A 25,852-nucleotide genomic window follows, 5' to 3' on the forward strand; every position below is an offset into this window, starting at 1 on the left:
CAGGACGGTCCGACGGCTCCGCTCAAACTAACGGCAGCCGACTGAACCGGTCCAGTACGCCCTGGTGCCGTATCCGAGGCGCGGGAACCGTTCCAGGAAAAGCGCAGGTGGAGGACAGCTCACAGAGCACTGCCGCGTCGGCCAACGGACGACCACGGGCAGCGCGGAGACATTCTCGGCTTTACCGGTTCACCAGCAAGGCCCGCTCAAGGGCACCCAGGGGTGCCGGGAGCGCCAGGAGCGCCCGGGGTGCCCGGGGTGAAGGAATCCACGCGCTCTCCGTCCCGTCACGACCGGCACCGGGCCCACCGGCTCGTCACGCCTCCGGGTCGTGGCCCCAGTTCATGAGGGAGTACCGCCAACGGGAGTCCGTGACATCGCCGTCGGGCCGCTGCCCGAGGTGCCGGTGCACGTAGCCGACGACCTTGCGCATGTGCGCGATGTCGTCGTCGGTGAGGTCGGCCTTCTTCTTCTCCAGCAGTTCCACGATGCGGCGCCCGGACGCATGCCCCACGCTCTCGTCCCCGCCGTCCGACTGACCCACGCTTTTCGAGTCGTCCGTGGCGAGCCATTTCCTGAGGTCACCGGGGGTCATGTTGACGGCTGTGCCGAACTCGTCGATGACGTCCTCCCGGCCCGTGTCACTCTTCCCGCTCATGAGCCGTCGCTCTTCTTGCGGAGGGACCGCGGCTTGTGGACGGCCCTGCGACCGGACTTGTCGCTCTCGACCTCGTACTGCGGTTCCTCCTTCGAGGCGTCGACGGTGCGTCCCGCCGCCTCGGTGCGTTCCGTGATCTTCTTTTTCACTTTCCCGAGAACGCTCTGTCCGTGACTGCTCCAGGAGACCTGGTCACCCTTGCGGAGCCTTTTGTCCTTTGCCATGATCGTGCGCTCCCTCGGTTTCGGCTCCCCCACGACGGACGACGTTCTTCACTGTCCCGCCGTTCACGGCTCGGCGCATTCCGGCGGAGCACTGCCACGGACGTCCCCCCTGAAGAGGGCCCGACCGCCCGGCTGCCGCTCCGCTCACGACGCGGCCCGGTCGCCCCGCGGGCAGCGGGGCGACCGGTGACGGGACAGTCGTCCGGCCGGTCCGGAGTCGTCCGGCCGGTCCGGCGGGCGGCTCCGAGAGGTGCGGTCACTCCGGCCAGGCGGAGTTCTGGATGACCTCGACGAAGTCGGTGCGGCGGAAACCGGGGACGAAGTGTTCCAGCACGTCCGCGTTGACCGTGCCGAAGGTGGTGTCGGGCCGGTGTTTGAAGCCGTCCGTGAACGCCTGCAGGATCTGCTGCTTGAAGTCGGGGCGGGGATGCGCGGCGGTGACCTCGTCGATCTCGGCGCGGCTGACGTTCGCCAGGCGCAGCCCGAGTACGTCGGTCTCGACGCCCGCGGTGGTGGCCGCGATCTCGGGGGCCATCTTGTACGGCACCTCCGGCGTGGTGTGCAGGGCGACGGCCGTCCACACCGTGTCCGCGTCGCCGGCCGGGATGTCATGGCTGAGCAGGAAGGCACGTGCCTGGTCCGCGCCGTCCATCTCGAACCGCTGGTCGTCGCTGCGGTACGGCGGCACCAGACCCGTGTCGTGGAAGAGTGCCGCCACGTACAGCAGCTCCGGGTCGGGCCGGATGCCCAGGGCCCGGGCCTGGAGGCTGCCGAAGAGGTAGACCCGCCGGGAGTGGTGGAAGATCAGCGGCGGGGTGGTGTCGCGGATCAGTTCGGTGGCGTCCTGGGCGAGCTTGCTGTCGGGGATCTCGATGCCGGCGATCTTCTCGGTCACGGTGGCCTCCCTGGGGAACGGTGACGTGGGTGGTTCGCTGTCCTTCCACACTGCGCCGGAACCGTCCGCCGTGTCCGCTACCGGATGGCCGACAACACCTCGGAAACGGTCATGGCCCCTCGCGGCCGGCCGGGCCGGTGGGCGGCACGGGACGGCGGGGTGCGGGCCTCGTGGTGGTGAAGCGGTCCCGGTAGCGGGTCGGTGACACGCCGAGGTGACGGGCGAAGGCGCGCCGCAGACTCTCGTAACTGGGGAAACCCGACAGCGAGGCGGCCTCGGTGGCACCGTGTCCGGAGTCGAGGAGGGCCTTGGCCATGTCGAAGCGGATCAGTTCCACGTACTTCATCGGCGTGGTCCTCAGCTCGGTGCGGAACATGCGGGTCAGGTGCCGGGGGCTGACCCGGGCCCGTTCCGCGAGCGTCTCCAGGGTGTGGTCGGCGGCCGGGTCGGCCTGCACCAGGTCCTGGATCAGCCGCAGCACCGGGGTCCGGGGGGCGGGGCCCTGGAGCGAGGCGGAGAACTGCGACTGTCCGCCCGGCCGCTGCATGAAGACCACCAGGGAGCGGGCGACGTCGCGGGCCAGGCCGGGGCCGTGGTCCTCCTCCAGCAGGGCCAGCGCCAGGTCGATCCCCGCGGTGACACCGGCCGAGGTGTAGATCGAACCGTCCTTCACGTGGAGGGCGTCCGGTTCCACCCGCGTCGACGGATAACCACGGGCCAGCAACGCGGTGTGCTGCCAGTGCGTGGTCGCGCGTCTGCCGTCCAGCAGTCCCGCCCCAGCCAGGATGAACGCGCCGGTGCAGATCGAGGCGACCCGTCCGGCGCTGCCCGCGAGCCGGTGCGCGGCCGCGCTGAGACCCGGCTCGACGGGACGGCCCGGCAGCAGGTCGCCCCCTGCGACCAGCAGGGTGTCGAAGGCGGGGGCCGACTCCGTGTCCGAGTCCACCGGCACCCGCAGACCGATGGACGTGCGCACCGGGTTCCCGTCGACCGAGACCACGCTCAGCCGGTAGTTCGCCCCGTACCGGTTGGCCTCGCTGAAGACTTCCGCCGGCCCGGACAGGTCGAGCATCTTCATGTCGTCGAACACCAGAACGCCCACGCGATGCTCTGCCGCCGCCACTCGTTCCTCCTCCGCCTTCCACCGGTTCCCCGGCCGCCGTGCGCGTCAGCCCGTGGAGCCGTTGGCCGTGGCGCGGGAACGGTGAAGTGACCAAGTATCGCTCAAGGGGTCGGTGAGACCGCGGTCGGCGAGTTCGCGCAGGTGAAACGGGTTGACTCCGCTCACCGTTCGACTGTTGTCTACTCCCCCACAGTCCGCATGTCCGGGGGGTCTTCCGTATGAACCACATCCGCCGCACCGTCGTGTCCGCACTCGTCGTGGGCGGCCTCGTGCTCGGCCTCGGCGCCTGCTCCGAAACCACCGAAAAGGCCGCACAGCAAGCGGAGGACGCGGCCCTCGAGGAAGTCGACGAGCAGATCGACCGGGAGTACGAGGTCACCTACGAGGTCACCGGGGAGAAGGTCGACTCCATCGACTTCAACGCCGGAGGCGGGGACGCGTCCGATCCGGAGTTCGAGACGGTGGACAGCCCCGCGCTGCCGTGGAAGAAGACGGTGAAGCTGCGCGGCATCGAGGCGCCCACCGTCATGCCGCTGGCCGTCGACGTCAACGACGGCTCCGGCGAGATCTCCTGCAAGATCGTGTACCAGGGCAAGGTGCTGGTCGAGAAGTCCGGTGCGGGCGCGGTTTCCGTGGCCGGATGCGTCGCCGTCTCACCGATCGTCGGCTGAGCCCGAGCCTGCACCCCACGGGGACGGCGCCACTCGGCTGAACGTCTTCCCCCGGCTCCGCTCGCCGCCCCGGCCTGATCGCCCCGGGCCGGGAGCCAAAAAGCGCCATTACTCCATGGGAGGGAAATTCGGCGCCGCGCAGGCGGGATCCCCTCGGTCGGCATAAGTTTCCTGCAATGGGGAGGGAAAGCCTGTGCCATTCCAGCCGAGGAGAACCGATGGCCGAACGCATAATCCATCGGCGTGGTTATCGAAAAGGCCTCGCCGGTGAGATGCTCGCAGAGTTCCTGGGGACCTTCGTCCTGCTTCTTCTGGGCATCGGATCGGTGGCCGTCGCCGTCGTCGGCCTGCCCGGATCGGGTCGGCAGACCGCGGACTTCGGCCCCGCCAACTGGCTCATCATTTCGTGGGGCTGGGGTCTCGCCGTGGTGTTCGGCGTGTATGTGGCCGGCGGTATCAGCGGCGCCCACCTCAATCCCGCGGTGACTCTGAGCTTCGCCGCTCGACGGGACTTCCCCTGGCGGAAGGTCCTGCCCTACTGGCTGGCACAGGTCGTGGGGGCGTTCGTCGCCGCCGCGCTCGTCTACGCGTGCTACCGGTGGGCGATCGACGCGGCCAACACCAAGGCGGGGATCCCGCGGGACGAATCACTGGCGACCTACTCGATCTTCGCCACATTCCCCGCCGAATACTTCGGAAATTCTTGGTGGGGCCCCCTGCTCGACCAAATCGTGGGCACCGCGATTCTGCTGCTGCTGATCTGCGCCCTCATCGACACCCGCAATACGGCTCCGATGTCCAACATGGGCCCGTTCCTCATCGGTCTGGTGGTCGTCGCGATCGGTCTGACGTTCGGCACCAACGCCGGATACGCGATCAATCCCGCCCGGGACTTCGGGCCCCGGCTGTTCACCTTCTTCGAAGGCTGGGGCTCCATCGCCCTGCCCGGAAGCTTCCAGTGGTTCAGCGGGTACTGGTGGATCCCCATCGTCGGCCCCCTCATCGGCGGAGTCGTCGGGACCGGTGTGTACGACCTGCTCATCAGCCCGGTGATCAAGGCCAGGCTCGGGGCGACCGAAGAGGGCCCGGCCACCGAGGAGCCCTAGAGCCTTTCGTCCGGACCGGACCGGACCAGAGGCCGGATCAGGCCGGGGCAGATCGGATCGAGCTGGGGCAGACCGGATCAGGCCGGGGCAGACTGGACCCTACCGGGGCGGGCCGGGGCAGGCCGGAGCAGCGACGCGCTCCCTGCTCCGGAGCGCACCCTCCCGCACGACCACGAGAAGAGGTGGCCACGATGCCCGAATTCGTCGGCGCGGTGGACCAGGGCACCACCAGTTCACGTTTCATGATCTTCGACCACGCGGGAAACGAGGTGGCGAGGCACCAACTCGAGCACCGCCAGATCCTGCCGCGGTCGGGGTGGGTCGAGCACGACCCGGTGGAGATCTGGGAACGCACCAACACGGTGATCCAGAACGCCCTCCGTGCCGGAAACCTGTCGGCCACCGATCTGAAGGCCATCGGCATCACCAACCAGCGCGAGACGACCGTGGTCTGGGACCCGCGCAACGGCCGCCCGTACTACAACGCCATCGTCTGGCAGGACACGCGCACCGACAGCATCGCCGCCGCCCTCGAACGCGACGGTCACGGCGAGGTCATCCGGCACAAGGCCGGCCTGCCGCCGGCCACCTACTTCTCCGGCGGCAAGATCAAGTGGCTGCTGGAGAACGTGGACGGACTGCGCGAGGCCGCCGAGGCGGGCCACGCCCTGTTCGGCAACACGGACGCCTGGGTGCTGTGGAACCTCACCGGCGGGCCCAACGGCGGTGTGCACGCCACCGACGTGACCAACGCCAGCCGCACCATGCTGATGAACCTGGAGACCCTGGACTGGGACGAGGAACTGCTGGGCATCTTCGGCATCCCGCGCGCGATGCTGCCGTCCATCCATCCCTCGTCCCATCCCGAGGCGTACGGCCAGGCCCGGACCTCCCGGCCGCTGGGTGCCGCCGTGCCGATCACCGGTGTGCTCGGCGACCAGCAGGCGGCGACCGTCGGCCAGGTCTGCTTCTCCCCCGGCGAGGCCAAGAACACCTACGGCACCGGCAACTTCCTGGTGCTCAACACCGGCACGGAGCTGGTGCGTTCGCGGCACGGGCTGCTGACGACGGTGGCGTACCAGTTCGACGGCAGCCCCGCGGTCTACGCGCTGGAGGGATCCATCGCCGTCACCGGCGCGGCCGTGCAGTGGCTGCGCGACCAGCTGAAGATCATCAAGAGCGCCCCGGAGAGCGAAGAACTGGCGCGCTCGGTGGACGACAACGGCGGAATGTACTTCGTGCCGGCCTTCTCCGGCCTGTTCGCCCCGTACTGGCGCTCCGACGCCCGAGGCGCCATGGTCGGTCTGGCCCGCTTCAACACCGGTGGTCACATCGCACGGGCCACACTGGAAGCCATCTGCTACCAGAGCCGCGACGTGGTCGACGCCATGGAACAGGACTCGGGCGTCCACCTGGACGTGCTCAAGGTCGACGGCGGCGTGACCGCGAACGACCTGTGCATGCAGATCCAGGCCGACGTGCTGGGTGTGCCGGTCAGCCGTCCGGTGGTCGCCGAGACCACCGCGCTGGGCGCCGCCTACGCCGCCGGCCTCGCCACCGGCTTCTGGCGCGACACCGACGAACTGCGCTCGCACTGGCAGGAATCGAAGCGCTGGAGCCCGGTGTGGAGCGAGGAGCAGCGCCAGAGCGGCTACCAGGACTGGAAGCGGGCCGTGGAACGCACCCTGGACTGGGTCGAGGTCACCTGAGGACCGGCGGCCGACGCGGCTGTCAGCGGTCGGCGATGTCCTCGCGGAGGCCGTCGGAGAATTCCCACCACGACAGAGGAAGCCAGTCGCCGTTGACGAAGGCGTCGACGGTCGCGCCGCGACCACGGACCGTGACGGTTGTTCCTGGCGGGTACGTGATGCCTGACAATCCCGGCACGGGGACAAGCAGGGTTCCCAGCCTCTGCGCTGCCATGGTCCGTCACTCCCTTCCCGGTGCGGCGCCGAAAACTTATACGCCCCGAGATTACCGGTTTGCCCGATCCGGCAGACCGGAGAATCATGAGAGATGAGTCACGCGGAGAGCGGGCCGGGGCGTGGCGACCGGACACGTGTGCCATCGAGCAGGAGGTCGCATCCATGAAGGCCGTCGTGTACAAAGAACCGTTCACCGTCGCGGTCGAAGAGGTCGACAAGCCCAGCATCCAGCATCCGAACGATGTGATCGTACGGGTCAGCTCCACCGCGATATGCGGCTCCGACCTGCACATGTACGAGGGCCGCACCGCCGCCGAGCCCGGCATCGTCTTCGGCCACGAGAACATGGGAATCATCGAGGAAGTCGGCCAGGGCGTCACCTCGCTCAAGGAGGGCGACCGCGTGGTCATGCCCTTCAACGTCGCCTGCGGCTTCTGCGTCAACTGCGTCGACGGGTTCACCGGCTACTGCCTGACCGTCAACCCCGGTTTCCCGGGCGGCGCGTACGGCTACGTCGCCATGGGGCCGTGGAAGGGTGGCCAGGCCGAGTACCTGCGCGTTCCCTACGCCGACTTCAACTGCCTGAAGCTGCCGCCGGGACAGGAGCACGAGACCGACTTCATCCTGCTCGCCGACATCTTCCCCACCGGCTACCACGGCTGTGAACTCGCCCAGGTGCGCCCCGGCGAGAGCGTCGCGGTGTACGGCGCGGGGCCGGTCGGGCTCATGGCCGCCTACTCGGCTCTGCTGCGCGGCGCGAAGAAGGTGTTCTCCGTGGACCGGGTCCCCGAGCGGCTGCAGAAGGCCGAGGAGATCGGCGCGGTTCCGATCAACTTCGCCGAGGGCGACCCGGCCGAGCAGATCAAGGAGCAGACCGAGGGCATCGGCACGGACAAGGGCGTCGACGCCGTCGGCTACCAGGCGACGGCGCACGGCGCGGACCACGAAGAACCGGCGACCGTCCTGAACTCGCTCATCGCCACGGTCCGGGCCACCGGAGCGCTCGGCGTGCCCGGCCTCTATGTCCCGTCCGACCCGGGAGGCCCGGACGAGCAGGCCAAGCACGGCATGCTCCTCGTCGCGATCGGCAAGCTCTTCGAGAAGGGCCTGCGGATGGGGACGGGACAGTGCAACGTGAAGCGCTACAACCGGTTCCTGCGGGACATGATCATCGAGGGCAGGGCGAAGCCCAGTTTCGTCGTCTCCCACGAACTCCCCCTGGACCAGGCGTCGTCGGCCTACGACAAGTTCGACAAGCGGATCGAGGGCTACACCAAGGTGGTGCTGCACCCGTAACACCACAAGCCTTCGAGTGACGCATCCCCGGTCGCAGGTCGGCGTCGGCCCAACGGCAGCACCACCGCCACCGAGAACTCCCGCCCTTCGGCCCGGCATACAGGGTTCCGCCCAGCGCGACGGCCCGGCCCTTGAGTCCGGCCGGGCCCGTACCCCATCGGCCGGTCGCCGAAGGGCGGGGGGGACGCCGGGTCTGCGGCGACGCCGTCGTTGCGCACGGCCAGCCGTATGTGGCCGGCACCGGTACGGAGTTCCCTCTCGCACCACGTGGCCCGGCTGTGCTCCAGCACATTGCCCACCGCCTCGTGCAGCACCGAGCGCAGACAGTCCGCCACCGCGCCCTCCACAGGGAGGCCGAAGTGCTCCGGCCGGCGGCGACCGGCGCCCACGCCCGCGACATCGCCGCCGAACTCTTCCTGAGTGTCGGCACGGTACGCAACCGCCTGTCGTCCGCCGTCGGCAGACTCCACGCCCGCACCCTCGTCGACGCGGTCCGCATCGCTGAACACCACGGCCGGCTGTAGCCGCGACTCCCCGGCCGGGCGCACTCGTGAAGACCTCACTCCTCACGGCATGCGTGCACAGGCAACGGGCAGCCCCACGCGGCCCCGCCGACCCGGACGAGGTCTCCAGGTGGCACAGTGGAAACCCGCCACCCGCTTCCCTGGAGACAGGCCCGTCCACATGCGCTTGCTGCTCATTCGTCACGGTCAGACCCCGTCCAACCTCAAGCACCTGCTGGACACGGCCGCACCGGGGCCGGGGCTGACCCCCCTGGGCCGGGAGCAGGCGGACGCCCTCCCCACGGCACTCGCCGAGGAGGAGATCGGCGCGCTCTACGCGTCCACGCTGCTCCGCACCCAGCTCACCGCCGAACCTCTGGCGGCCCGGACGGGGCTGGAGGTCCGGGTGCGGGACGGCATCCGGGAACTGTCGGCCGGGGACCTGGAGATGCGGGGCGACGACCAGGCCGTCGAGACGTACCTGACCACCGCCTTCGCCTGGTCGGCGGGAGACACCGGACTCCGCATGCCGGGCGGGGAGAACGGCGTGGAGGCGCTGCGGCGCTTCGACACGGTGGTCGAGGAGGCCGCGGGCACCGGGGCGGGCACCGTGGCCATGGTCAGTCACGGTGCCGCCATCCGCATGTGGGCGGCGGCACGGGCCGAGAACATCGACGTCGGCTTCGCGGCCCGGCACGCGCTCCGGAACACCGGCGTCGTCATCCTCTCCGGCGCCCCCGACGAAGGCTGGCGGGTCCACACCTGGGCAGGCCGGTCCGTCGGTCCCGCGGCCGGCACCCCCGGTGCGAGCGGGCCCGCGGGGGAAGCCGTGGACGGATTCGAGGCCTGACCGGTCTCGTTCGTCCGTGCCCCGCACAGGCCCGGAACAGCCTGTTCGGTGACTTGACGGTGCATACGGCGGCTCAAAGGCCGCTCAGGGGAAGAAAAGGCCCGCCACGTCTCCATCCGGCCGCGAGGGGAACACGTGGTCCATGACCATGCGAGATGAACTGCCCGGCATGCCCGAGTCGTACTGGATGGCCACCGCACCGGGCACCCGATGGCCCGCTTCGGAGAGCGACACCACGGCGGACGTCGCCGTGATCGGGGCGGGCATGGCCGGCCTGAGCACCGCCTGGGAACTGACCCGGGCCGGGCGGAAGGTGGTCGTGCTGGAGGCGGACCGCGTCGCCGCCGGGGTGACCGGCTACACGACGGCGAAGCTGACCGCCGCTCACTCCCTCGTGTACGAGCGGCTGCGCCGCACCCGTGGCGCGGAGGGCGCGCGCCAGTACGCCCGGTCCCAGCAGGCGGCGGTGGAACGGGTCGGATCGGTGGCGGCCGAACTGGGCGTCGACTGCGACTTCGAGCGGGCGTCGGCCCTGACCTTCACCACCGACCCGCAGCACCGCGCCGTGTTCGAGGCCGAGGCCGAGGCGGCCGCGGAAGCGGGGCTGGACGCGTCCTTCGTCACGGAGACCGACCTCCCCCTCCCGGTGGCGGCGGCCGTGCGCGTCGCGCACCAGGCGCAGTTCCACCCGCGCAAGTACCTGCTCGCCCTCGCCGACGACATCACCGCACGAGGCGGTGTCATCCATGAGCGGACCCGGGTGACCGGCCTCACCGAGGGCAGTCCGTGCAAGGTGACGACCGAACGAGGCACGACGATCACGGCGAAGGACGTCGTCGTCGCCACGCACTACCCGGTCTTCGACCGGGCTCTCCTCTTCGCGCGCCTGTCACCGACCCGGGAACTGGTCGTCGCCGCTCCCCTGCCGGCCTCTGCCGCGCCGGAGCACATGTACATCACGGACGACATGGGCAAGCGGTCGGTCCGTACCGCTCCGCTCGACGAGGACAGGCGTCTGCTGATCGTCACGGGCGAGGAGTTCACACCCGGCACGGGTGACAGCCACGAGCGGTTCCTCCGGCTGGACGCCTGGATGCACGAGCACTTCCCGGTCGGCGACACGGCGTACCGGTGGGCCGCCCAGGACAACGAGGCCAGCGACACCGTGCCGCTGGTGGGCCCCTTCCGTCCCGGCGCGCACCATGTGTACGTGGCGACCGGGTTCGGCGGCTGGGGCATGAGCGGCGGCGCCATGGCCGGGCAGTTGCTGGCGTCGCTGATCACCGGCACGGAACCCGAGTGGGCGGGACTCTACGATCCGCGCCGGCTGAAGAGCACCGTCCGGGAGGGCGCGACGCTGCTGAAGCAACAGGCGGAGGTCGCCCGGCACTTCGTGGGTGACCGGCTGAAGAGCAGCCACGTCGACTCCGTCGACGAGATCGCCCCCGGATCGGGTGCGGTCGTGCGCGTCGAGGGGCGGCGCTGCGCCGTCTACCGCGACGAGGGCGGAAGCGTGCACGCCGTGTCGGCGCGGTGCACGCATCTCGGGTGCCTGGTCGCCTTCAACGAGGCGGAAACCGCGTGGGAGTGCCCTTGCCACGGTTCACGCTTCGGCGTCGACGGCGAGGTGCTCCACGGCCCGGCACTGCGACCGTTGCCCCCACGGACCGTGTGAGCGCCCGCCGACGGCCGGACGGCCGGGGCGCGGTGAGGCGCCCCGGCCGCCGTCCCCGACGCAGCCCCGGCCGTCATCCCTGACGCAGCGCCGACCGCCCGTTGCGCCATGCCTTCAGGAGATGGGACGCCAGCCGGTTCTCCAGGTGGACGGTGGCATCCGCTCCGAAGGCCACGTCCGGCTCCAGGTGCGGCTCGTCGGCGAGCAGGCCCCCGATCACTTCCCGGCGTACGACCTGTTCGTGCACGGCGTCCGCTTCCACGTGCTCCGCGTAGAAACGCTCGGCCGCGGGGCCGGCGCCGGTGCGCCGCATCGCCGCGGCGAGCCGGCGGGAGCCCGGCGAGGAGGTGACCTCGACACAGGCGAAGTGGCCGACGAGTGCTCCCCGCAGCGCGCGGTGCAGGCCGAACAGCGTCATCACGTTCACGACGGCGAGGGCGGGGGCGGGCGCCGCCTCCAGGTAGTGGCCGTAGCGCGTGTCCAGTCCCAGGTCCGCCATCAGCTCGGCGAAGAGCTGGGCGTGAATGTTCTCGGCCCGGCCCGCTCCGAACTCGTCGTACTCGATGGCGACCATGCCCGCCTTGGCCCGCCCGCGCAACCGGGGGATGACCCATGCGTGGGGGTCCGCCTCCTTGAGGTGGTAGAGCGAGCGCAGCGCGGCGTACTCCCGGATCTGCCACAGCTCCCCGTGGTGCTCGAGGTGGTGGGCGACGCTGTCACTGTGGTCGGTGGGCTCCACCAGCAGCTCGCCGAACGCCTCGTCCGTGGTGCGGCCGGCGGGCACATCGGCGCGCAGGGCGCCGAGGAAGCGCTCTTCGAGGGCCCGGCGCAGGGGCATCAGCGCGGGGTCCCACTCACGGTCCTCCGCGACGTCGGCGAAACCGCGGTAGTGCAGCTCGTAGAGCACGTAGAGGGCCAGGTGCAGGTCCTCCCCGTACGGGTCGGCGACCGCGGCCCCGCCCGCGTCGGGAGGGGCTTGGCCCGGTGAGGCGAGGGCGGCGAACAGGCCGGCCGAGAGCGGTCCCCTGGGGGCGGGCACGGAGGCGGCGGCGGGGCTGTGGTCAGTGGTGGTCGCCGTCATGGGTGTCCTTCGGGTCGTGGTCGTGCGGCTGCTCGCCGTCCTCGCGAGGCGCGGTGCCGGGGGGTTTCCTGCGGCGGCGGTGGCTGGTGTCGCACCACGGGAGGATGCGGCTGCGGCGGCAGGTGCAGACGGCGACGACGAACCGGTCGGAGGTGGCGATCGTGCCGTCCTCCTGGACGATCTCCACCGGTCCTTCGATCAGCATCGGCCCGTTGCCGTCGACGGTCACCCGCCTGGGCCGGTCAGCTTCGTTCGGCACGGATGACCACCAGTTCCTCTTTGTCCTCGCCGGCACCGATCAGGCCCTGGGCCCGCAGCCACGGCAGTCGCTCGGTGATCACGGGGCCGAAGGGCACGTAGGAGCGGTCCGTCACCGAGCAGCGCAGCCCGCTGTCGGTCAGCTGTTTCAGCGTTTCCTCCACGTCGCAGAGCCCGGAGTGCACCATGAGCAGGACGCCGTGCGGTCGCAGCACGTCCCGGGCGTGCGCGCAGATCCGGTCGACGGCCTGCCGTCCGCGGTGACCCGCGTCCCAGGCGACCGCTGGTCTGTGGCGCCGGGGGCGGTGCGCGTGGGGTGTGGGCACGTACGGCGGGTTGCTCACCACCACGTCGAAGCGCTGCCGTGCCACCGGCCCGGTGAGGTCGCCGCGCCGGACCCGGACGCGGTGCCCGGCACGGGCGGCGTTCATCCGGGCCGTCATCACCGCCCGCCACGAGATGTCGGTCGCCGTCACCCGGGCTCCCATCCGGGCGGCCAGGAGGGCGAGCGCGCCGCTTCCGGTGCACACGTCGAGGACGTCCGTGTCCCGTGTGACGCCTTCGGCGTGAAGCGCCTGCGCCAGCAGGTGGGTGTCGGCCTGGGGGGCGTAGACCCCGGGCAGGGTCCACAGGTTCCCGAGGTCGGCGGTGCGTACGGCAGCAGTCGCCATCTGGAGCCTCCATGAGGGTACGAGCAGGTACCGGTCTTCGTCCGTCTCACCAGGCGCGTGCCCATCCCACTCAGGTTCCGTGCGCCTACGGTCAGCCGCCACTCGAGCAGCGGTCTCCGATCTTCTGCCCTGGGACTGCTGTCACATGCTGAGGTGCTGGTGACCATGCCGCACAAGGGGCGAGGTGTGCGCAGGGTGGGGCCCTGGCGCCGGTGTCCGGTCAGTCGGCGCCCGCGTCGTGCACGGACACGCGGATGGTGCCGACGGTGCTGTCGGTGGCATCGGGAACGAGCATCCCCGCCTCGGCGCCGGTCCGCAGGTAGTCCACCACGGCCTGGTCGAGCAGTTCGCCGGGAAGGGCCGCGGGGATCCCCGGCGGATAGGGCGTGAGCATCTCGGCGCAGACCCTGCCGACGGCCCGGTCCGCGGGCACCTGCTCGACCTCACCGAAGAAGGCGTCCCGCGGAAGCGTCACCTGCCGCAGCCGGAGGTCGCCCGGGGCCGGGATGCGGACGTCCGGGGCAGGGGGCAGTTCGTCGGCGTGGGCGACCAGGTCGCGCAGGCCGTCGAGGAGCCGTGCGGTCGTCGTGTCGTCGTCGGCGTGGGTGAGCTGGGCGTTGATGCGCCGGTGGTCGGAGGTGTGCAGGTTGATGCGGTGGTTCCGGCGCATCCAGTCGGCGGCGTCGTAGCCGCTGAACTTGACCCCGCTCAGGTCGATAAAGACCTGGAGGGGGTCCATGTCGAAGGCGCGTGCCTCGCCGCAGAAGTCGTCGCGGCCGTTGACGTGCAGGCCCTCGATGTCCTCGATGGCCGCCCGTACACGGTGGGCCCTCGAAAGGGCCTCGCCCAGGAGCTCACGGCCTTGCTCGACCATCTGGCGGCGCCATCCGTCGAGGGCCGCGTAGAGGAGGACCGACGGGCTGGTGGTGTCCAGCAGGTCGGCGCGGGCGGCGAGGGTCTGCGTGGTGATCAGATCGCCTTGCAGGTGGAAGAGCGACCCCTGTTCGAGTCCGGAGCCCATTTTGTGGACCGACGTCACGCAGACGTCGGCGCCGGCGTCCATGGCCCAGGTGGGCAGGTCGGGATGGAAGGGCAGGTGGGCTCCCCACGCCTCGTCCACGATCAGCGGTACGCCCCGGTCGTGGCACACCCTCGCGACGGCTCCGATGTCGGTGCAGGTGCCGTACGGCGTGGGGCTGGTGACCAGCGCTCCCCGTGCCTCCGGATGTTCCGCGAAGGCCGCCCGGAAGGCCTCGGGGCCCGGCGGGTGGGCGAGGTGGAGATCGGGGTCCCACTGGGGGTCGACCCACACGGGCTGGATACCCGCGAGGATCAGGCCCGAGACCACCGATTTGTGGGCGTCGCGTCCGACCAGGAGCTTCTGGTGCGGCCCGGCGGCCGAGAGCATGGCGGCCTTCACCGACAGCGAACTGCCGCAGGTGGAGAAGAACGTGTGCTCGGCGCCCACGGCGTCGGCCATCAGCTCTTCCGCCCGCTCCACGATTGCGTGGGACATGGTCCGGTCGTCCAGACCGGACACCGCGAGCACGTCCGCGTTGAAGAGGGTGTCACCCAGGACGGCCCGGACCCTGGGGTCGGCCCCCCGGCCCTGCTTGTGGCCGGGCGGGGTGAACGGCAGCTGCTGCTGTGCCTGGTACGCCGTCAGGGCGTCGAGTACGGGAGCTGTCGAGTGGTCCATGGGGTGCGGCTTTCCGGTGGAGGGGGCGACGACGCTTCGGGCGGGCTGCGCGGGGAGGCGGGCGGAGGCTCCAGGAGGTGTCCGCGGGCGGGCGAGGCGGCGCGGGAGTCCCCGGAACCCGTGCCGCCCCTCCCTCCGTGTTCCGGAACGGGCTCATCTGTTCGTCCCCCGGCCGGACGTACCCGTCAGACGGCGGGGGTGAATCGGTCCCAGGCGCGGTGTCCCGCGAGCAGATCCGTCACCTCCTGCAGCACCGCGGCCGCCCGCTCACCGACCACCACGCCCGCGGAGTCCGCGGACAGGCCGGCCGCCTCCAGGACACCGGCCCCTCCGCCCCAGGCCCCGAGGGCCTTGCCGTGGCGGTACGCCTCGGTGACCATCAGCAGCAGCCGGGGGTCCAGGCCGGTGGTCGCGGCGGCACCGGCGTCGGCCTTGGCGTCGCGGGCCCCGTGGGCGTCGGCGGCCGGAGCCGGCGCGCCGGCCAGCAGGATCGCGTCGAACTCGATGGACCGGGCGGTGGTGAAGGTGCGCTGCACGGTGACCGGGTCACCGTCGGGGTCCAGGCTGCCGCCCGCCGGTGCGACGACCAGCGGGACCATACCGGCGTCGAGGACCGCACGACGCATCTCGCGTACGCCGTCCAGGTCTTCCGCGCCGTCGGTGACGATGCCGATGATCCGGCCGTCGACCGGCCAGTCCTCACCGAGCTGGGACAGCGCGGGGCTCGGCTCGGCCGCGGCCAGGGGGACGGTCGGCTCGGGGGCCGGAAGGCCCAGGCCTGCCGCGACCTGCCTGCAGAGGTCCGGGTCGATGTTGGCGAGCGTCTGCAGCCCCCGTTCCTTGATGGACGTCTCCCAGCACTTGCCCAGCTCGAAGGTGTAGGCGGCGACGATGTGCTCGCGCTCCGTGGGGGACATGCTGAGCCAGAACAGCCGGGGCTGGCTGAAGTGGTCGTCGAAGGAGGCCGCCGCGTCCCGCACCTTGCGGGCGGCGGGGACCTCGGCGGGCACTTCGATGTAGGCCCCGGTGTCCGCTCCGGCGAGGAACGGGCAGCCCCCGTCGAGGGAATTCGGCCGGTACGGCGCCACGCCACGGTGTACCGCGGTCTGGTGCATGCCGTCCCGCAGCATGTCGTTGACGGGCGCGTGCGTGCGGTTGATCGGCAGCTGCCCGAAATTGGGTCCGCCCAGCCGGCTGATCTGGGTGTCGAGGTAGGAGAACAGACGCCCCTGCAGCAGCGGGTCGTTGGTGACGTCGATGCCGGGAACCAGGTGACCGACGTGGAAGGCGACCTGCTCGGTCTCGGCGAAGAAGTTCGACGGGTTGGCGTTGAGGGTCATCAGGCCGATCGGGCGGACCGGCGCCAGCTCCTCGGGCACGATCTTCGTCGGGTCCAGCAGGTCGATGCCCTCGAACATCTGGTCCTCGGTGTCCGGGAAGGTCTGCACGCCCAGCTCCCACTGGGGGAAGGCACCCGCCTCGATCGCGTCGGCGAGGTCACGGCGGTGGAAGTCCGGGTCCACGCCCGCGGCGATCTGCGCTTCCTCCCACACCAGCGAGTGCACACCCAGCTTCGGCTTCCAGTGGAACTTCACCAGTGTGGTGGCGCCCTCGGCGTTGACCAGCCGGAAGGTGTGGACCCCGAAGCCCTCCATCGTCCGGTACGAGCGCGGGATGCCGCGGTCCGACATGTTCCACAGCGTGTGGTGCGTCGCCTCCGTGTGGAGGGTGACGAAATCCCAGAACGTGTCGTGGGCGCTCTGCGCCTGCGGGATCTCCCGGTCCGGGTGCGGCTTGCCCGCGTGGATCACGTCGGGGAACTTGATCGCGTCCTGGATGAAGAACACCGGGATGTTGTTGCCGACCAGGTCGAAGACGCCCTCGTCGGTGTAGAACTTCGTCGCGAAGCCCCGCGTGTCCCGCACGGTGTCGGCCGAGCCGCGCGAGCCCAGCACCGTGGAGAAGCGGACGAACACCGGCGTCTCGACACCCTCGGCCAGGAAGCCGGCCTTGGTGATCCCCGCCGCGATGCCATAGCTCCGGAAGACCCCGTGGGCGGCGGCGCCACGGGCGTGCACCACCCGCTCGGGGATGCGCTCGTGATCGAAGTGGGTGATCTTCTCCCGCAGGTGGTGGTCCTGGAGCAGCACCGGGCCGCGGGGCCCCGCCTTCAACGAGTGGTCCGTGTCGTACAGGCGCGCGCCCTGAGCGGTGGTGAGGTACGCACCGTCCTGGGCCATCCGGCCCTGCCGGGCTCCGGTGGGCTGGCCGGTGGGACTGTACGTGTCCGGTCCGCGCTGGTCGCGCTTGGGCGGGAGCGGCTCACGCGCCTCGGTCGGCTCCTCGAACGGCGCGGCTTCCGGTCCCGGGGCGCCGGGGATCTCGTGCGGCCCGTTGACGACCTCCTGCACCTTCTCCACGATCTTCTCCGCGGCGGCCGACACTGGCGTCTTCTTCTCGCTCACTTGGTTCCGATCCTCACGACGCGACGGGCAGCGTCCCGCGCAGCGCGATCGGCACCGAGCGGGGACGACATCGACTGGCTGCGGGTACCCCTCGGCACGAAAGCCGACACATCCACAGCGCCGTCCGGGGCCGTGGATGTGCCGGCTTTCGTGCAGGTCCGTACAGGGGTGTGCCGAGCCGCACCCCGGGCTACGCCTCCGCGCCGGACACCCGGGCGAGAGCCGCGTCGAGCAGGCGGCGCAGCTGAGCGGGGGTCGGTGCGACAGCGGTGGCGAGCAGTGCCGGGCCGTCGGCGAGCGGTACCAGAACGCAGTGTCCCTCCACCGGGTCGCCGAGGAGGACGGCCGCCGGGGGCACGTCCAGCCCGGGGTCGACGAGGAGGAGCTGGCCGGTCGCGCGGTGGCCGCCCAGCACGGCGGGCCCGTCCCAGGCCGGCGCCGGGGCACCGTAGACGGCGTGCTGGTCGAGGATCGGCCGGCCGTCGCGCCGCACGGTCAGCCGCGTGGACAGGTGGCCCGGCGGCTCGGCGGTGCGTCCGAGGAGCTGTTCTTCGCGCAGGAGCAGCCGGGAGCTGCCGGCGAGTTCCACCCGGTACGTCTGGTGCACGGTGCTGCCCCGGGTGCTGATCAGCGGCTGGGGCAGCCAGCGCAGGGAGGCGTCCTCTCCGACGGTGAGCCGTACGTCGTAGGTGGCGGGGTCGGCGGTGGGACCGCGCAGCGCGATGGTGGCGGCGGCTGTGGTCACCTCCAGCCGGGTGCGCGCCTCGGCGGTGATGTCGAGCGCGAGTCTGTCTCCGCCGAGGGGCGCGCTCATCGCGCCCAGCACACAGACCCGTGCCCGCTCTCCACGGGGCCGGAGCCGGCGCAGGTGGAAGGGTCCGTCGCTGTGCAGGAGCGGGACCGTCGTGGCGCGGCCGTTGTGGGTGGCTCGCAGGCGGGCGGTGGCGCGGACGCCTGCGGGGTGGGCAGGGGCGGGGTCGACGGTGTGAGGGACGACGGGGCGGGCGGCCGGCAGCAGTGCGGCGTCCCTCACCGGGTGGCTCCGGTATGCCAGGCGGCGAGGCACCCGGTGACCCAGTCGGCGACCGGACGGACCCCGTCGGCCGTCCTCAGGCTGGTGAAGGTGAACGGCAGGTCCTTGCGCTGCCTGCGGGAGTCGGCCGCCATGGCGTCCAGGTCGGCCCCGACGTACGGAGCCAGGTCGGTCTTGTTGACCACGAGGAGATCGGCGGTGGTGATGCCCGGGCCTCCCTTGCGCGGGATGTCGTCGCCGCCGGCCACGTCGATGACGAAGACCTGGTGATCGACGAGTCCGCGGGAGAAGGTCGCGGTGAGGTTGTCCCCTCCGGACTCGATGAGGATCAGGTCGAGCGGTTCCAGGGTCTGCTCGAGCTGCTCGACCGCTTCGAGGTTGGCGGAGATGTCGTCGCGGATCGCGGTGTGCGGGCAGGCCCCCGTCTCCACGGCGGTGATCCGTTCCGGTGGCAGCACCGCCTCGCGGCGCAGGAACGCCGCGTCCTCCTGGGTGTAGATGTCGTTGGTGACCACAGCGATCGACAGCCGGTCCCGCAGCGTGCGGCACAGTGCGGCGACGGTCGCGGTCTTGCCCGAGCCGACCGGTCCGCCGAAGCCGATCCGCAGGGCGCGGCGGCTGCCGTCCGGGCGCCGGGGCTCGGCGCTGTAGGTGTGGCGGTGCGGCATGGTCACGGGGTGGTCCAGATGCACGGGGGCTCCAGGTCGGTCCGGGGATGGTCAGGAAGCGAAGAGGCGAACGGTCCAGGCGGCGTGCTGCTCGCCGGTGATGTCCAGCAGGGGAGCGGACGCGGCGGGCAGGGCGGTGACGCCCTCGGCGGCGACGCGCCCCGCCGCGTCGGACGCGGCGCCGGCGACGGCGTCGAGGTCGCCGGCGAGCCGTGCCAGCACCGCGGTGGCCTCGAAGGGGTCGAGGCTCAGCAGGCGTACCGCCGCGGTCGCCGGGCCGCCGACGCTCTCGTACACGGCGGCGTGGGCGGCGTCGAGCGCGGTGAGTCCGGCGGCGCGGGCCGTGACGCCGAGGACGACCGGCTGGTGGGCCCCCTGCGGCCGATGGCGGGCGAGGTGGTCGAGGCCGGCGCAGGGCCAGGTGGCGCGGGCCGCGCGCATCATCTGCCGGCCCAGGCGGCGTGCGACGCGACGCAGCGCCGGTGCGGGAGTGCGGGTGTCGGCGGCGTCGTCCAGGGCCAGGGCGTCGTATCCGGTGGCGGCCGCGGCGGCCAGGCCGGCCGCGGTCAGTCCGGCGGTGTGCAGCCGCCCGCGGCAGAACGTCTCCAGGCTCGCGGTGTCGTGCACGCCTCCGGAGGCGACGGCGGCCTCCATCCCGCCGGAGTGGGCGTGCCCGCCGGCGGGGAAGCGGCCGTCGGCCAGGATGAGCAGGGTGGTGCGGCTCATGGGGTGGCGGGCCCTCCTTTCGCGGGGCGCGGGGCCGGCCCACGTCGGTGCGGCCGGCCCGGATCGGGGGGATTCGGAACGGTCAGAACAGGAAGTAGCGCTGGGCCATGGGCAGTTCCGTCGCGTAGTTCCGCCCGACCTCGTGTCCGTCCACCGTGGTGCGGACGTCGGAGGTGGTGGCGCCGCCGATGGTGACCTCGAAGGTGTCGGGGTCGACGACGATGTCCGGCAGGCCGTTGTTGTGCACCATGTCGGCCTTGGTGACCTCCCGGGTGGAACGGATCGCGCGCAGGGGCTTGAGCAGTCCGGTCCGGGAGAGTTCGCCGTCGAGGGCCGCCTCCGCGACGAAGTTGAAGGAGTTCGCCGCCGGGGACCGGCCCCGGGAGCCCCAGACCGGGCGCGGCAGATAGGGCTGCGGGGTGGGGATGGAGGCGTTGGCGTCGCCGATCTGCGCATAGGCGATCTGGCCGCCCTTGATGACCATGTGGGGTTTCACGCCGAAGAACTTGGGTTCCCAGAGGACCAGGTCGGCGAGTTTGCCCGGCTCGACGGAACCGACCTCGTGGCCGATGCCGTGGGTGAGGGCCGGGTTGATGGTGTATTTGGCGACGTAGCGCCGGGCCCTGAAGTTGTCCGCGCCGGCGTCGTCCTCCCGCAGGTGGCCGTAGCGGGACTTCATGACGTGCGCGGTCTGCCAGGTCCGCATGATCATTTCTCCGATGCGGCCCATGGCCTGGGCGTCGGAGGACATCATCGAGATGGCGCCCATGTCGTGCAGCAGGTCCTCGGCGGCCATCGTGGAGGGCCGGATCCGCGAGTCGGCGAACTTCATGTCGGCGTCCACCTCGGGGTTGAGGTGGTGGCACACGATCATCATGTCGACGTGTTCCTTGACGGTGTTGATCGTCAGGGGCCGGGTGGGGTTCGTCGACGCGGGCAGCACGTTCGGCTTGCTCACGAGGCTGATCATGTCGGGCGCGTGGCCGCCGCCGGCGCCTTCGATGTGGAAGATGTGCAGGCTGCGGTACTTGGCGTCCTTGGTGCGGCGGTCCTTCTTGGTGGCGGCGAAGGTGTTCTGCACGAAGCCGGACTCGTTCAGGGAGTCGGCGTGCAGGGCGACCTGGACCCCGGTCTCCTCGCACACCGTCAAAGCCGCGTCGATCACCGCGGGGGTCGCGCCCCAGTCCTCGTGGATCTTGAAGCCGAGGGCGCCGGCGGCGACCTGGTCGAGCAGCGCCTTCTCGGAGACCGTGCTGCCCTTGGCGAGCAGGCCGATGTTCACCGGGTAGGCGTCGAGCGCCTCGAACATCCGCTGGATGTGCCACTTGCCGGGCGTGACGGTCGTGGCCGTACTGCCCTCGGCGGGACCGGTGCCGCCCCCGATCAGTGTCGTCACGCCCGAGGCGAGCGCCTCGTGGATCTGGCCGGGGCACAGGAAGTGCACGTGCGTGTCGACGCCACCGGCGGTCAGGATGCGCCCCTTTCCGGAGATCACCTCCGTCTCGGGCCCCACGACGAAGTCGGACGCGCGCGGGTCGCCGTTGGGGCGCGGCGACATGGTCTCGGGGTTGTACGCCTTGCCGATCGCCTGGATCCGGCCGTCGCGCAGTCCGATGTCGGCCTTCACCACACCCCAGTGGTCCAGGATCAGAGCGCCGGTGATCACCGTGTCCACCGGCTTGCGCGGATCGTCGCGGGGGATGTGCGACTGGCCCATGGACTCGCGGATCACCTTGCCGCCGCCGAAGACCATCTCGTCACCGCTGCGTCCCGGGCCACCGCACCAGTCCTCCTCGATCCTGAGGACGAGATGGGTGTCGGCGAGCCGGACCCGGTCGCCGGCCGTGGGGCCGTAGAGGTCGGCGTAGCGGGACCGCAGCAGTGGGGCCGAAGGGTTATCGGTCTCGTCGGGCATCGAGGTGCTTCTCCTCTTCGCTCTTGCCGGCCTGGAGTCCGCCGACGATCCGGTCACCGGCGATGGGCACCAGCGACACGGTCCGCTCGTCACCGGGTTCGAACCGCTCGGACGTGCCGGACGCGATGTGCAGCCGCATGCCGTGGGCGGCCTCGCGGGGGAAGTCGAGTCCTTCGTTCGCCTCGGCGAAGTGGAAGTGGGAGCCCACCTGGATCGGACGGTCCGAAGGATTGGACACGCACAGGGGCACGGGCGTGGAGCCCTCGTTGAAGGCCACCCTGTACTCGTCCTCGTCCGGCAGCGGTTCCGTTTTGCCCGGGTGGACGTCGACCTCGGTGGAGGGCGCGTCGAACGGCTCGTGAATAGTCACCAGCTTCGTTCCGTCCGGGAACGTCGCCTCGACCTGGACGTTGGTGATCATCTCCGGTACGCCGTCCATGACGTCACCGCGCCGCAGCACATGACGCCCGGACTCCATCACGGAGTCGACCGTCGCCCCGGCTCGCGCCTCCTCGTAGACGTGCGCCGTCAACAGCGCCATGACCTCGGGGTAGTTCAGCAGCAGTCCTCGCTCACGGCGTCGTCGGGCGACATCCGCCGCCACGTGGACCAGCAGGCGCTCCTGCTCATGCGGAGTCAGGTGCATGTCGTCCCCCTCTCCTGTTCGTCGCTTCTCCCGGGCCGCGCGGCTCCTCGGAGCAGCACGGTGCGACGCCTCTCCTGCGTCCGCCGCAGGCCGATCATCGAAGAGCAAAGGACTCCGATGCGGAGGAATCGCCCCCAAAGGCCCTGATCGAATGAACCGGGGGCACGGGTGGCACACGGGGCGCAGCCGCGGGCACGCCGGCCGCCCCTTCCGGCCTCCTCTTCCGGTCCGTCGCCGAGAGACCCGCTGACCCGCTCGGAGGAAATCCTGGGTGCGCCCACGGGGCGGGTACGGGTAGCGGCAGCGGCAGCGGCAGCGGCAGCGGCAGCGAGGAGCCCGACGCGGAAGGCGGGGCCGGCGACTTGGTTCTTGCGGCGGGCAGGGCCTGGGCCTCCGGCGGAGTGGCCGGCCGGACCCGCCTGCCGTACGGGGGCGCCGATGCGGGCCGGTTCCGCACCCGGCTCACCGCCGCCGCCGTCACCGTCCCCGCCACCACCGATGTCGACGGTCTGCGAGACTGCGCACCGACTGTCGTACGAATTCGGAGTGCAGGACCATGACCGACCGCGGTATCGCCGGCCGGAGGCATCAAGGTGCCGCCAAGGGGCGGCACAGAACGGGTGGCGCCGGGGACGAACGGCCCGACGCGCTGCTGACGGCCGCGATACGCGACAGTGGTGACGCGGGAGCGACCGAGGAGCTCTACCGCCGCCACGCCCCCGCCGTCCTGGCGTACGCCCGCACCTGCTGCCGCGACCCGCACACGGCGGAGGACCTCGCCTCCGAGGCGTTCACCCGCACGGTGCAGGCGGTGCGCGACGGCAAGGGGCCCGCCGACGCGTGGCGCCCCTATCTGCTGGCCGTCGTACGTCACACCGCGGCGGAATGGGCGGACCGGGCCCGACGGGTCGACCTCTCCCCCGGGTTCGGCGAATGGCTGGACGCCGCCGCACGGCACGGGGGCCCGGACGCGATGGTCCATGAGGAGGACGGCGAGGACCGCGTGGTGCGCGCGGTGGACGGCGACATGATCGCGGCCGCCTTCCGGTCCCTGCCCGAGCGGTGGCGGGCGGTGCTCTGGCACTGCGTGGTGGAGGAGGAACCCGCGGCGGAGGTGGGAAACCTGCTGGGCCTCACCGCCAGTGGCGTGGCCTCGCTCACGGCACGTGCTCGCGAAGGGCTGCGGGAGGCGTACCTCGCCGCACATGCGGAGCAGGGCGCGGCCGACGAGGAGTGCCGCAGGTGCAGCGGCCGGCTCGCGGCGGCGGTACGGCGGTCCCGTCCGCGTCGGGACGTCCACCTGGAACGGCACCTGGAACGGTGCGGGCGGTGCCGCAGAGCGGCCCGGGAGCTGACCGACCTCAATCAGAGGCTGCGTACGGTGCTCCCCGGGGCGGTCCTGCTGTTCGGCGGTCCTGCCTACCTGGAGTCCCGTGCCGCAGCGGCGACGGGGGCGGCCGGCCCCGCCGCGGGCGGCGGGGTGGCAGGGGCGAAGACCACCGTGCTCGCCGTCGGCGCCACAGCGGTGCTGTTCGGCGGATGGGCGTTGTGGCCCGGGGGCGGGGAGGCGCGGGACCGGCCCACGTCCGCGGTGAGCGGCGAGGTGTTCTCCGCCGCCCCGCAGACTCCGCGGCCCTCACGGACGTCCTCGGCGACCACGAGCCCGTCGCCGTCCGCCTCCCCGTCCACGTCCCCCTCCGCATCCGCGTCCCCGTCCACGTCCGCGGTGACCCCGAACCCCCAACTCCCCGCCCTGGGCGGGCCGGGCACACTGCGCTTCGTGTCGAACAGTCGTTGCATGGAGATCCCGGAAGGTGTCGCGCGGGCCGGAATCCAGCCCGAGGAGGCTGCCTGCGACGGCGGCGCGGCACAGCGGTGGGTGCTGCTGGAGCCGTACTCCGGAGACCGGGCTCGCACGCAGGTACGCAACGAGGCGACCGGACTGTGCCTGACCCGGTCGGGCAGTACACAGGACCACGCGCCGGTGACCCAGCAACCGTGCGACGCGGAGCGGGCGAACCAGCTGTGGAACCTGTGGGCGGACCCCGCGAGGGGCGAGCTGGCCCTGCGGGACAGCAGCGGCACCCGGTACCTGGGACTCGTCGAATGGGCCCGGGCGGACAAGGACCAGGAGCACGGGCCCGGGATCGGTACCACGAGGTACTACTACGGGTCGGCCTCCATGAGGTTCCTCTTCGAACCCCGACTGCTTCCAGAGTAAAAGAACGGCAAAGTCGCGGGATGGCGGGCGGGAGGCCGCCTCTCCCCCTTCGGAAGCACTTCCGAAGGAAAAAAGGACCTCATGAAGACATCTGCCCTTGGCCGCATCGCCCTGGCCACCGGCATCGCCGCGCTGACCGTCGGCGTCCTCCCCGCCACGGCGCAGGCGGACGACGCCCCGGTCAAGAGGAAGACCCTCCCCGTCCTGGTGGAGTTCGGCGACAGCGCCTTCCAGCACCCGGACCAGGTGAAGGCGGGCACGCCGGACACCTACTTCGGCACGCGGAAGGACTCGCTCGCCTCGTTCTTCTCCGAGCTGTCGCGCGGCCGGTACACCGTGGTGCCCGCCGTCGAGGAAGGGGTCGTCGGGCCGGTCAAGCTGCCGATGAACGCCGCCGGCTGCGACTACAACCAGATCAACAAGCTGACCCGGGAGGAGCTGACCAAGCAGGGCCTGGTGATGGGCGAGGACTACGAGAGCCTGTCCATCACCTTCCCGGCGCAGAAGGCCGGCTGCGCCTGGGCCGGTCTCGGCTCCGTTCCCGGCCCCTACACCTGGCTCAACCTGGTCGGCACCGCCAACGGACTGCCCGTGCTCGGGCACGAGTTCGGCCACAACCTGGGCCTCGGCCACCAGGGGCGCTCGATGTGCGCCGACGGAGACCTGGTCGACTGCGAGGCGAACGGCACCAGCGCCAAGTCGCTGATGGGCGGCGGCGGTCCGGCGGCCGGCATCTCCGCGCCCGAGATGATCCGGGCCGGGTGGCTCTCCGACGACGAGGCGGTCGAGGTCGCCGAGTCGGGGACGCACACGCTGCGGTCGCTGCACGGCGAGGGCAGCGGAACGCGCGCCCTGGACATCCCGATGGGCGAGGACCGGCTCGTCGTCGAGTACCGCCACGCGGCAGGCTCCTTCGACCAGGACATCGAAGGCGTGCACGCCTACCGGGTGCCCAAGGGCAACTACGGCTCCTCCTCGCTGATCGACGTGACCGAGGCGAACAAGACGTCCGGCAACGACGCCCCGGCCGACGCGGACGCCATCACGTCCGTGACGGACAAGGCGAACAAGATCTCGGTGGCCGTCCTCTCCTCCGGCAACGGCCGGGCCGAGGTCAAGGTCGCCCTCAACGGCGAGGACCTCTCCGCCGTGGTGGACGCCCCCGAGGAGACCGCGGCCCCCGACCCGGAGCACACCGGTACGGAGACCGACGCGGGCGCGGGCGCCGAGCCCCAGATCGGCGGCCAGAAGCCGGCCGGCGGTTCGGGCACCGACACCGGCGCGGGCTCGGACTCGGACTCGGACTCGGGTGAGAACCTCGCCGCCACCGGTGGCGACTCCAGCACCCTGCCGCTCGCCGCCGGCGGTGCCGCCCTGGTGGCGGCCGGCGCGGCAACCGTCGTCCTGATGCGCCGCCGCAAGCGCGCCTGACCCGTCCAGCGGGGCCCGCTCCCCGCACCGCCGAGCGCCCCGCCCCGCTCCCGGACCCGGTTCCGTGGGTGGGGGCGGGGCGTTCCGCTTTCAGGCGTACAGGCCGGGCGTC

23 protein-coding genes and 1 pseudogene are annotated in these 25,852 nt (G+C 71.4%); 9 read left to right on the forward strand and 15 right to left on the reverse strand.

All coding sequences use genetic code 11. The features are described 5' to 3' along the window. Window positions 1–316 precede the first annotated feature (316 nt). The 4 genes from ACIF80_RS23275 to ACIF80_RS23290 all read right to left on the reverse strand — a co-directional run bounded on the left by ACIF80_RS23275 (window position 317) and on the right by ACIF80_RS23290 (window position 2,900). Complete coding sequence (locus tag ACIF80_RS23275; protein ID WP_399807715.1) at window positions 317–658, reverse strand: DUF3140 domain-containing protein; 342 nt, start codon at window positions 656–658, stop codon at window positions 317–319. Beyond that, complete coding sequence (locus tag ACIF80_RS23280; protein WP_399807717.1) at window positions 655–882, reverse strand: DUF2945 domain-containing protein; 228 nt, start codon at window positions 880–882, stop codon at window positions 655–657. The genes ACIF80_RS23275 and ACIF80_RS23280 overlap by 4 nt, the downstream gene beginning before the upstream one ends. Window positions 883–1,138: 256 nt before the next feature. After that, complete coding sequence (locus ACIF80_RS23285) at window positions 1,139–1,777, reverse strand: HD domain-containing protein (protein ID WP_399807719.1); 639 nt, start codon at window positions 1,775–1,777, stop codon at window positions 1,139–1,141. A 109-nt stretch (window positions 1,778–1,886) separates the two neighbouring features. Further along, on the reverse strand, window positions 1,887–2,900 hold the full coding sequence (locus ACIF80_RS23290) for a GlxA family transcriptional regulator (RefSeq protein ID WP_399807722.1): 1,014 nt from the start codon (window positions 2,898–2,900) through the stop codon (window positions 1,887–1,889). A gap of 218 nt (window positions 2,901–3,118) precedes the next feature. On the opposite strand from ACIF80_RS23290, the gene ACIF80_RS23295 reads away from it, so the two are divergent. From ACIF80_RS23295 to glpK, 3 genes are all read left to right on the forward strand, one after another. Beyond that, window positions 3,119–3,571 carry an MmpS family transport accessory protein gene (locus tag ACIF80_RS23295; RefSeq protein WP_399807724.1) on the forward strand — a complete coding sequence of 151 codons (453 nt, stop codon included), beginning with the start codon at window positions 3,119–3,121 and terminating at the stop codon, window positions 3,569–3,571. Between the two features lie 218 nt (window positions 3,572–3,789). Beyond that, complete coding sequence (locus ACIF80_RS23300) at window positions 3,790–4,677, forward strand: MIP/aquaporin family protein (RefSeq protein WP_399807727.1); 888 nt, start codon at window positions 3,790–3,792, stop codon at window positions 4,675–4,677. 191 nt (window positions 4,678–4,868) lie between these two features. Next, window positions 4,869–6,386 carry a glycerol kinase GlpK gene (gene glpK / locus ACIF80_RS23305; RefSeq protein WP_399807729.1) on the forward strand — a complete coding sequence of 506 codons (1,518 nt, stop codon included), beginning with the start codon at window positions 4,869–4,871 and terminating at the stop codon, window positions 6,384–6,386. Window positions 6,387–6,408: 22 nt separating this feature from the next. Here glpK and ACIF80_RS23310 read toward each other — a convergent pair whose 3' ends face one another. Next, window positions 6,409–6,600, reverse strand: a complete 192-nt coding sequence (locus ACIF80_RS23310) for a hypothetical protein (RefSeq protein ID WP_364745500.1) — start codon at window positions 6,598–6,600, stop codon at window positions 6,409–6,411. A 164-nt stretch (window positions 6,601–6,764) separates the two neighbouring features. Between ACIF80_RS23310 and ACIF80_RS23315 the strand changes: the two genes are divergently transcribed. The 4 genes and pseudogenes from ACIF80_RS23315 to ACIF80_RS23330 all read left to right on the forward strand — a co-directional run bounded on the left by ACIF80_RS23315 (window position 6,765) and on the right by ACIF80_RS23330 (window position 10,926). Further along, window positions 6,765–7,898, forward strand: coding sequence for a glutathione-independent formaldehyde dehydrogenase (locus ACIF80_RS23315; protein WP_399807732.1), 1,134 nt, complete (start codon window positions 6,765–6,767; stop codon window positions 7,896–7,898). 347 nt (window positions 7,899–8,245) lie between these two features. Next, a pseudogene (locus tag ACIF80_RS23320) lies at window positions 8,246–8,422 on the forward strand (response regulator transcription factor); the annotation flags it as partial. A gap of 160 nt (window positions 8,423–8,582) precedes the next feature. Continuing rightward, window positions 8,583–9,251: a histidine phosphatase family protein gene (locus tag ACIF80_RS23325; RefSeq protein WP_399807735.1), complete on the forward strand. Its 669-nt coding sequence runs from the start codon at window positions 8,583–8,585 to the stop codon at window positions 9,249–9,251. Window positions 9,252–9,393: 142 nt separating this feature from the next. Continuing rightward, entirely contained in the window at window positions 9,394–10,926 is a 1,533-nt protein-coding gene (locus ACIF80_RS23330) for an FAD-dependent oxidoreductase (RefSeq protein WP_399807737.1), read from the forward strand. 73 nt (window positions 10,927–10,999) lie between these two features. Here the strand turns inward: ACIF80_RS23330 and ACIF80_RS23335 are convergent, their stop codons facing one another. The 10 genes from ACIF80_RS23335 to ACIF80_RS23380 form a co-directional block, all read right to left on the reverse strand. Beyond that, window positions 11,000–12,007: an iron-containing redox enzyme family protein gene (locus ACIF80_RS23335; protein ID WP_399807739.1), complete on the reverse strand. Its 1,008-nt coding sequence runs from the start codon at window positions 12,005–12,007 to the stop codon at window positions 11,000–11,002. Continuing rightward, the gene (locus tag ACIF80_RS23340) at window positions 11,988–12,266 is read right to left on the reverse strand and encodes a CDGSH iron-sulfur domain-containing protein (RefSeq protein ID WP_399807742.1); all 279 of its coding nucleotides are present in this window, start codon (window positions 12,264–12,266) and stop codon (window positions 11,988–11,990) included. The genes ACIF80_RS23335 and ACIF80_RS23340 overlap by 20 nt, the downstream gene beginning before the upstream one ends. Then, window positions 12,250–12,936 (reverse strand): HemK2/MTQ2 family protein methyltransferase, encoded by a 687-nt coding sequence (locus tag ACIF80_RS23345; protein ID WP_399807745.1) that lies wholly within the window; start codon window positions 12,934–12,936, stop codon window positions 12,250–12,252. The genes ACIF80_RS23340 and ACIF80_RS23345 overlap by 17 nt, the downstream gene beginning before the upstream one ends. Before the next feature lie 220 nt (window positions 12,937–13,156). Then, window positions 13,157–14,635 carry an aminotransferase class I/II-fold pyridoxal phosphate-dependent enzyme gene (locus ACIF80_RS23350; RefSeq protein ID WP_399807748.1) on the reverse strand — a complete coding sequence of 493 codons (1,479 nt, stop codon included), beginning with the start codon at window positions 14,633–14,635 and terminating at the stop codon, window positions 13,157–13,159. 185 nt (window positions 14,636–14,820) lie between these two features. Further along, a complete protein-coding gene (locus tag ACIF80_RS23355) occupies window positions 14,821–17,100 on the reverse strand; it encodes a catalase (protein ID WP_399807751.1) in 2,280 nt (759 codons plus the stop codon). A gap of 190 nt (window positions 17,101–17,290) precedes the next feature. Continuing rightward, the gene (locus ACIF80_RS23360) at window positions 17,291–18,133 is read right to left on the reverse strand and encodes an urease accessory protein UreD (protein ID WP_399807753.1); all 843 of its coding nucleotides are present in this window, start codon (window positions 18,131–18,133) and stop codon (window positions 17,291–17,293) included. Then, on the reverse strand, window positions 18,130–18,825 hold the full coding sequence (ureG, locus tag ACIF80_RS23365; RefSeq protein ID WP_399807756.1) for an urease accessory protein UreG: 696 nt from the start codon (window positions 18,823–18,825) through the stop codon (window positions 18,130–18,132). The genes ACIF80_RS23360 and ureG overlap by 4 nt, the downstream gene beginning before the upstream one ends. Before the next feature lie 27 nt (window positions 18,826–18,852). Beyond that, the gene (locus ACIF80_RS23370; protein ID WP_399807759.1) at window positions 18,853–19,527 is read right to left on the reverse strand and encodes an urease accessory protein UreF; all 675 of its coding nucleotides are present in this window, start codon (window positions 19,525–19,527) and stop codon (window positions 18,853–18,855) included. Between the two features lie 82 nt (window positions 19,528–19,609). Continuing rightward, window positions 19,610–21,442, reverse strand: a complete 1,833-nt coding sequence (locus tag ACIF80_RS23375) for an urease subunit alpha (RefSeq protein WP_399807762.1) — start codon at window positions 21,440–21,442, stop codon at window positions 19,610–19,612. Next, a complete protein-coding gene (locus ACIF80_RS23380; RefSeq protein ID WP_399807765.1) occupies window positions 21,423–22,088 on the reverse strand; it encodes an urease subunit gamma in 666 nt (221 codons plus the stop codon). The genes ACIF80_RS23375 and ACIF80_RS23380 overlap by 20 nt, the downstream gene beginning before the upstream one ends. A 556-nt stretch (window positions 22,089–22,644) precedes the next feature. Here ACIF80_RS23380 and ACIF80_RS23385 point away from each other — a divergent pair. Beyond that, on the forward strand, window positions 22,645–24,309 hold the full coding sequence (locus tag ACIF80_RS23385) for a sigma-70 family RNA polymerase sigma factor (RefSeq protein WP_399807768.1): 1,665 nt from the start codon (window positions 22,645–22,647) through the stop codon (window positions 24,307–24,309). 81 nt (window positions 24,310–24,390) lie between these two features. Further along, entirely contained in the window at window positions 24,391–25,740 is a 1,350-nt protein-coding gene (locus ACIF80_RS23390; RefSeq protein ID WP_399807771.1) for an LAETG motif-containing sortase-dependent surface protein, read from the forward strand. The last annotated feature ends 112 nt before the right edge of the window (window positions 25,741–25,852 follow it).

The organism is Streptomyces sp. NPDC085927 (assembly GCF_044540975.1).
In the GTDB taxonomy this organism is placed as follows: domain Bacteria; phylum Actinomycetota; class Actinomycetes; order Streptomycetales; family Streptomycetaceae; genus Streptomyces; species Streptomyces hirsutus.

Excerpts from the sequence above, each read along its gene's own strand:
- ACIF80_RS23275 (WP_399807715.1), bottom strand. The coding sequence starts at position 658 with ATGAGCGGGAAGAGTGACACGGGCCGGGAGGACGTCATCGACGAGTTC.
- ACIF80_RS23280 (WP_399807717.1), bottom strand. The coding sequence starts at position 882 with ATGGCAAAGGACAAAAGGCTCCGCAAGGGTGACCAGGTCTCCTGGAGC.
- ACIF80_RS23295 (WP_399807724.1), top strand. The coding sequence starts at position 3,119 with ATGAACCACATCCGCCGCACCGTCGTGTCCGCACTCGTCGTGGGCGGC.
- ACIF80_RS23300 (WP_399807727.1), top strand. The coding sequence starts at position 3,790 with ATGGCCGAACGCATAATCCATCGGCGTGGTTATCGAAAAGGCCTCGCC.
- glpK (WP_399807729.1), top strand. The coding sequence starts at position 4,869 with ATGCCCGAATTCGTCGGCGCGGTGGACCAGGGCACCACCAGTTCACGT.
- ACIF80_RS23310 (WP_364745500.1), bottom strand. The coding sequence starts at position 6,600 with ATGGCAGCGCAGAGGCTGGGAACCCTGCTTGTCCCCGTGCCGGGATTG.
- ACIF80_RS23315 (WP_399807732.1), top strand. The coding sequence starts at position 6,765 with ATGAAGGCCGTCGTGTACAAAGAACCGTTCACCGTCGCGGTCGAAGAG.
- ACIF80_RS23325 (WP_399807735.1), top strand. The coding sequence starts at position 8,583 with ATGCGCTTGCTGCTCATTCGTCACGGTCAGACCCCGTCCAACCTCAAG.
- ACIF80_RS23330 (WP_399807737.1), top strand. The coding sequence starts at position 9,394 with ATGACCATGCGAGATGAACTGCCCGGCATGCCCGAGTCGTACTGGATG.
- ACIF80_RS23335 (WP_399807739.1), bottom strand. The coding sequence starts at position 12,007 with ATGACGGCGACCACCACTGACCACAGCCCCGCCGCCGCCTCCGTGCCC.
- ACIF80_RS23345 (WP_399807745.1), bottom strand. The coding sequence starts at position 12,936 with ATGGCGACTGCTGCCGTACGCACCGCCGACCTCGGGAACCTGTGGACC.
- ACIF80_RS23350 (WP_399807748.1), bottom strand. The coding sequence starts at position 14,635 with ATGGACCACTCGACAGCTCCCGTACTCGACGCCCTGACGGCGTACCAG.
- ACIF80_RS23370 (WP_399807759.1), bottom strand. The coding sequence starts at position 19,527 with ATGAGCCGCACCACCCTGCTCATCCTGGCCGACGGCCGCTTCCCCGCC.
- ACIF80_RS23375 (WP_399807762.1), bottom strand. The coding sequence starts at position 21,442 with ATGCCCGACGAGACCGATAACCCTTCGGCCCCACTGCTGCGGTCCCGC.
- ACIF80_RS23380 (WP_399807765.1), bottom strand. The coding sequence starts at position 22,088 with ATGCACCTGACTCCGCATGAGCAGGAGCGCCTGCTGGTCCACGTGGCG.
- ACIF80_RS23385 (WP_399807768.1), top strand. The coding sequence starts at position 22,645 with ATGACCGACCGCGGTATCGCCGGCCGGAGGCATCAAGGTGCCGCCAAG.
- ACIF80_RS23390 (WP_399807771.1), top strand. The coding sequence starts at position 24,391 with ATGAAGACATCTGCCCTTGGCCGCATCGCCCTGGCCACCGGCATCGCC.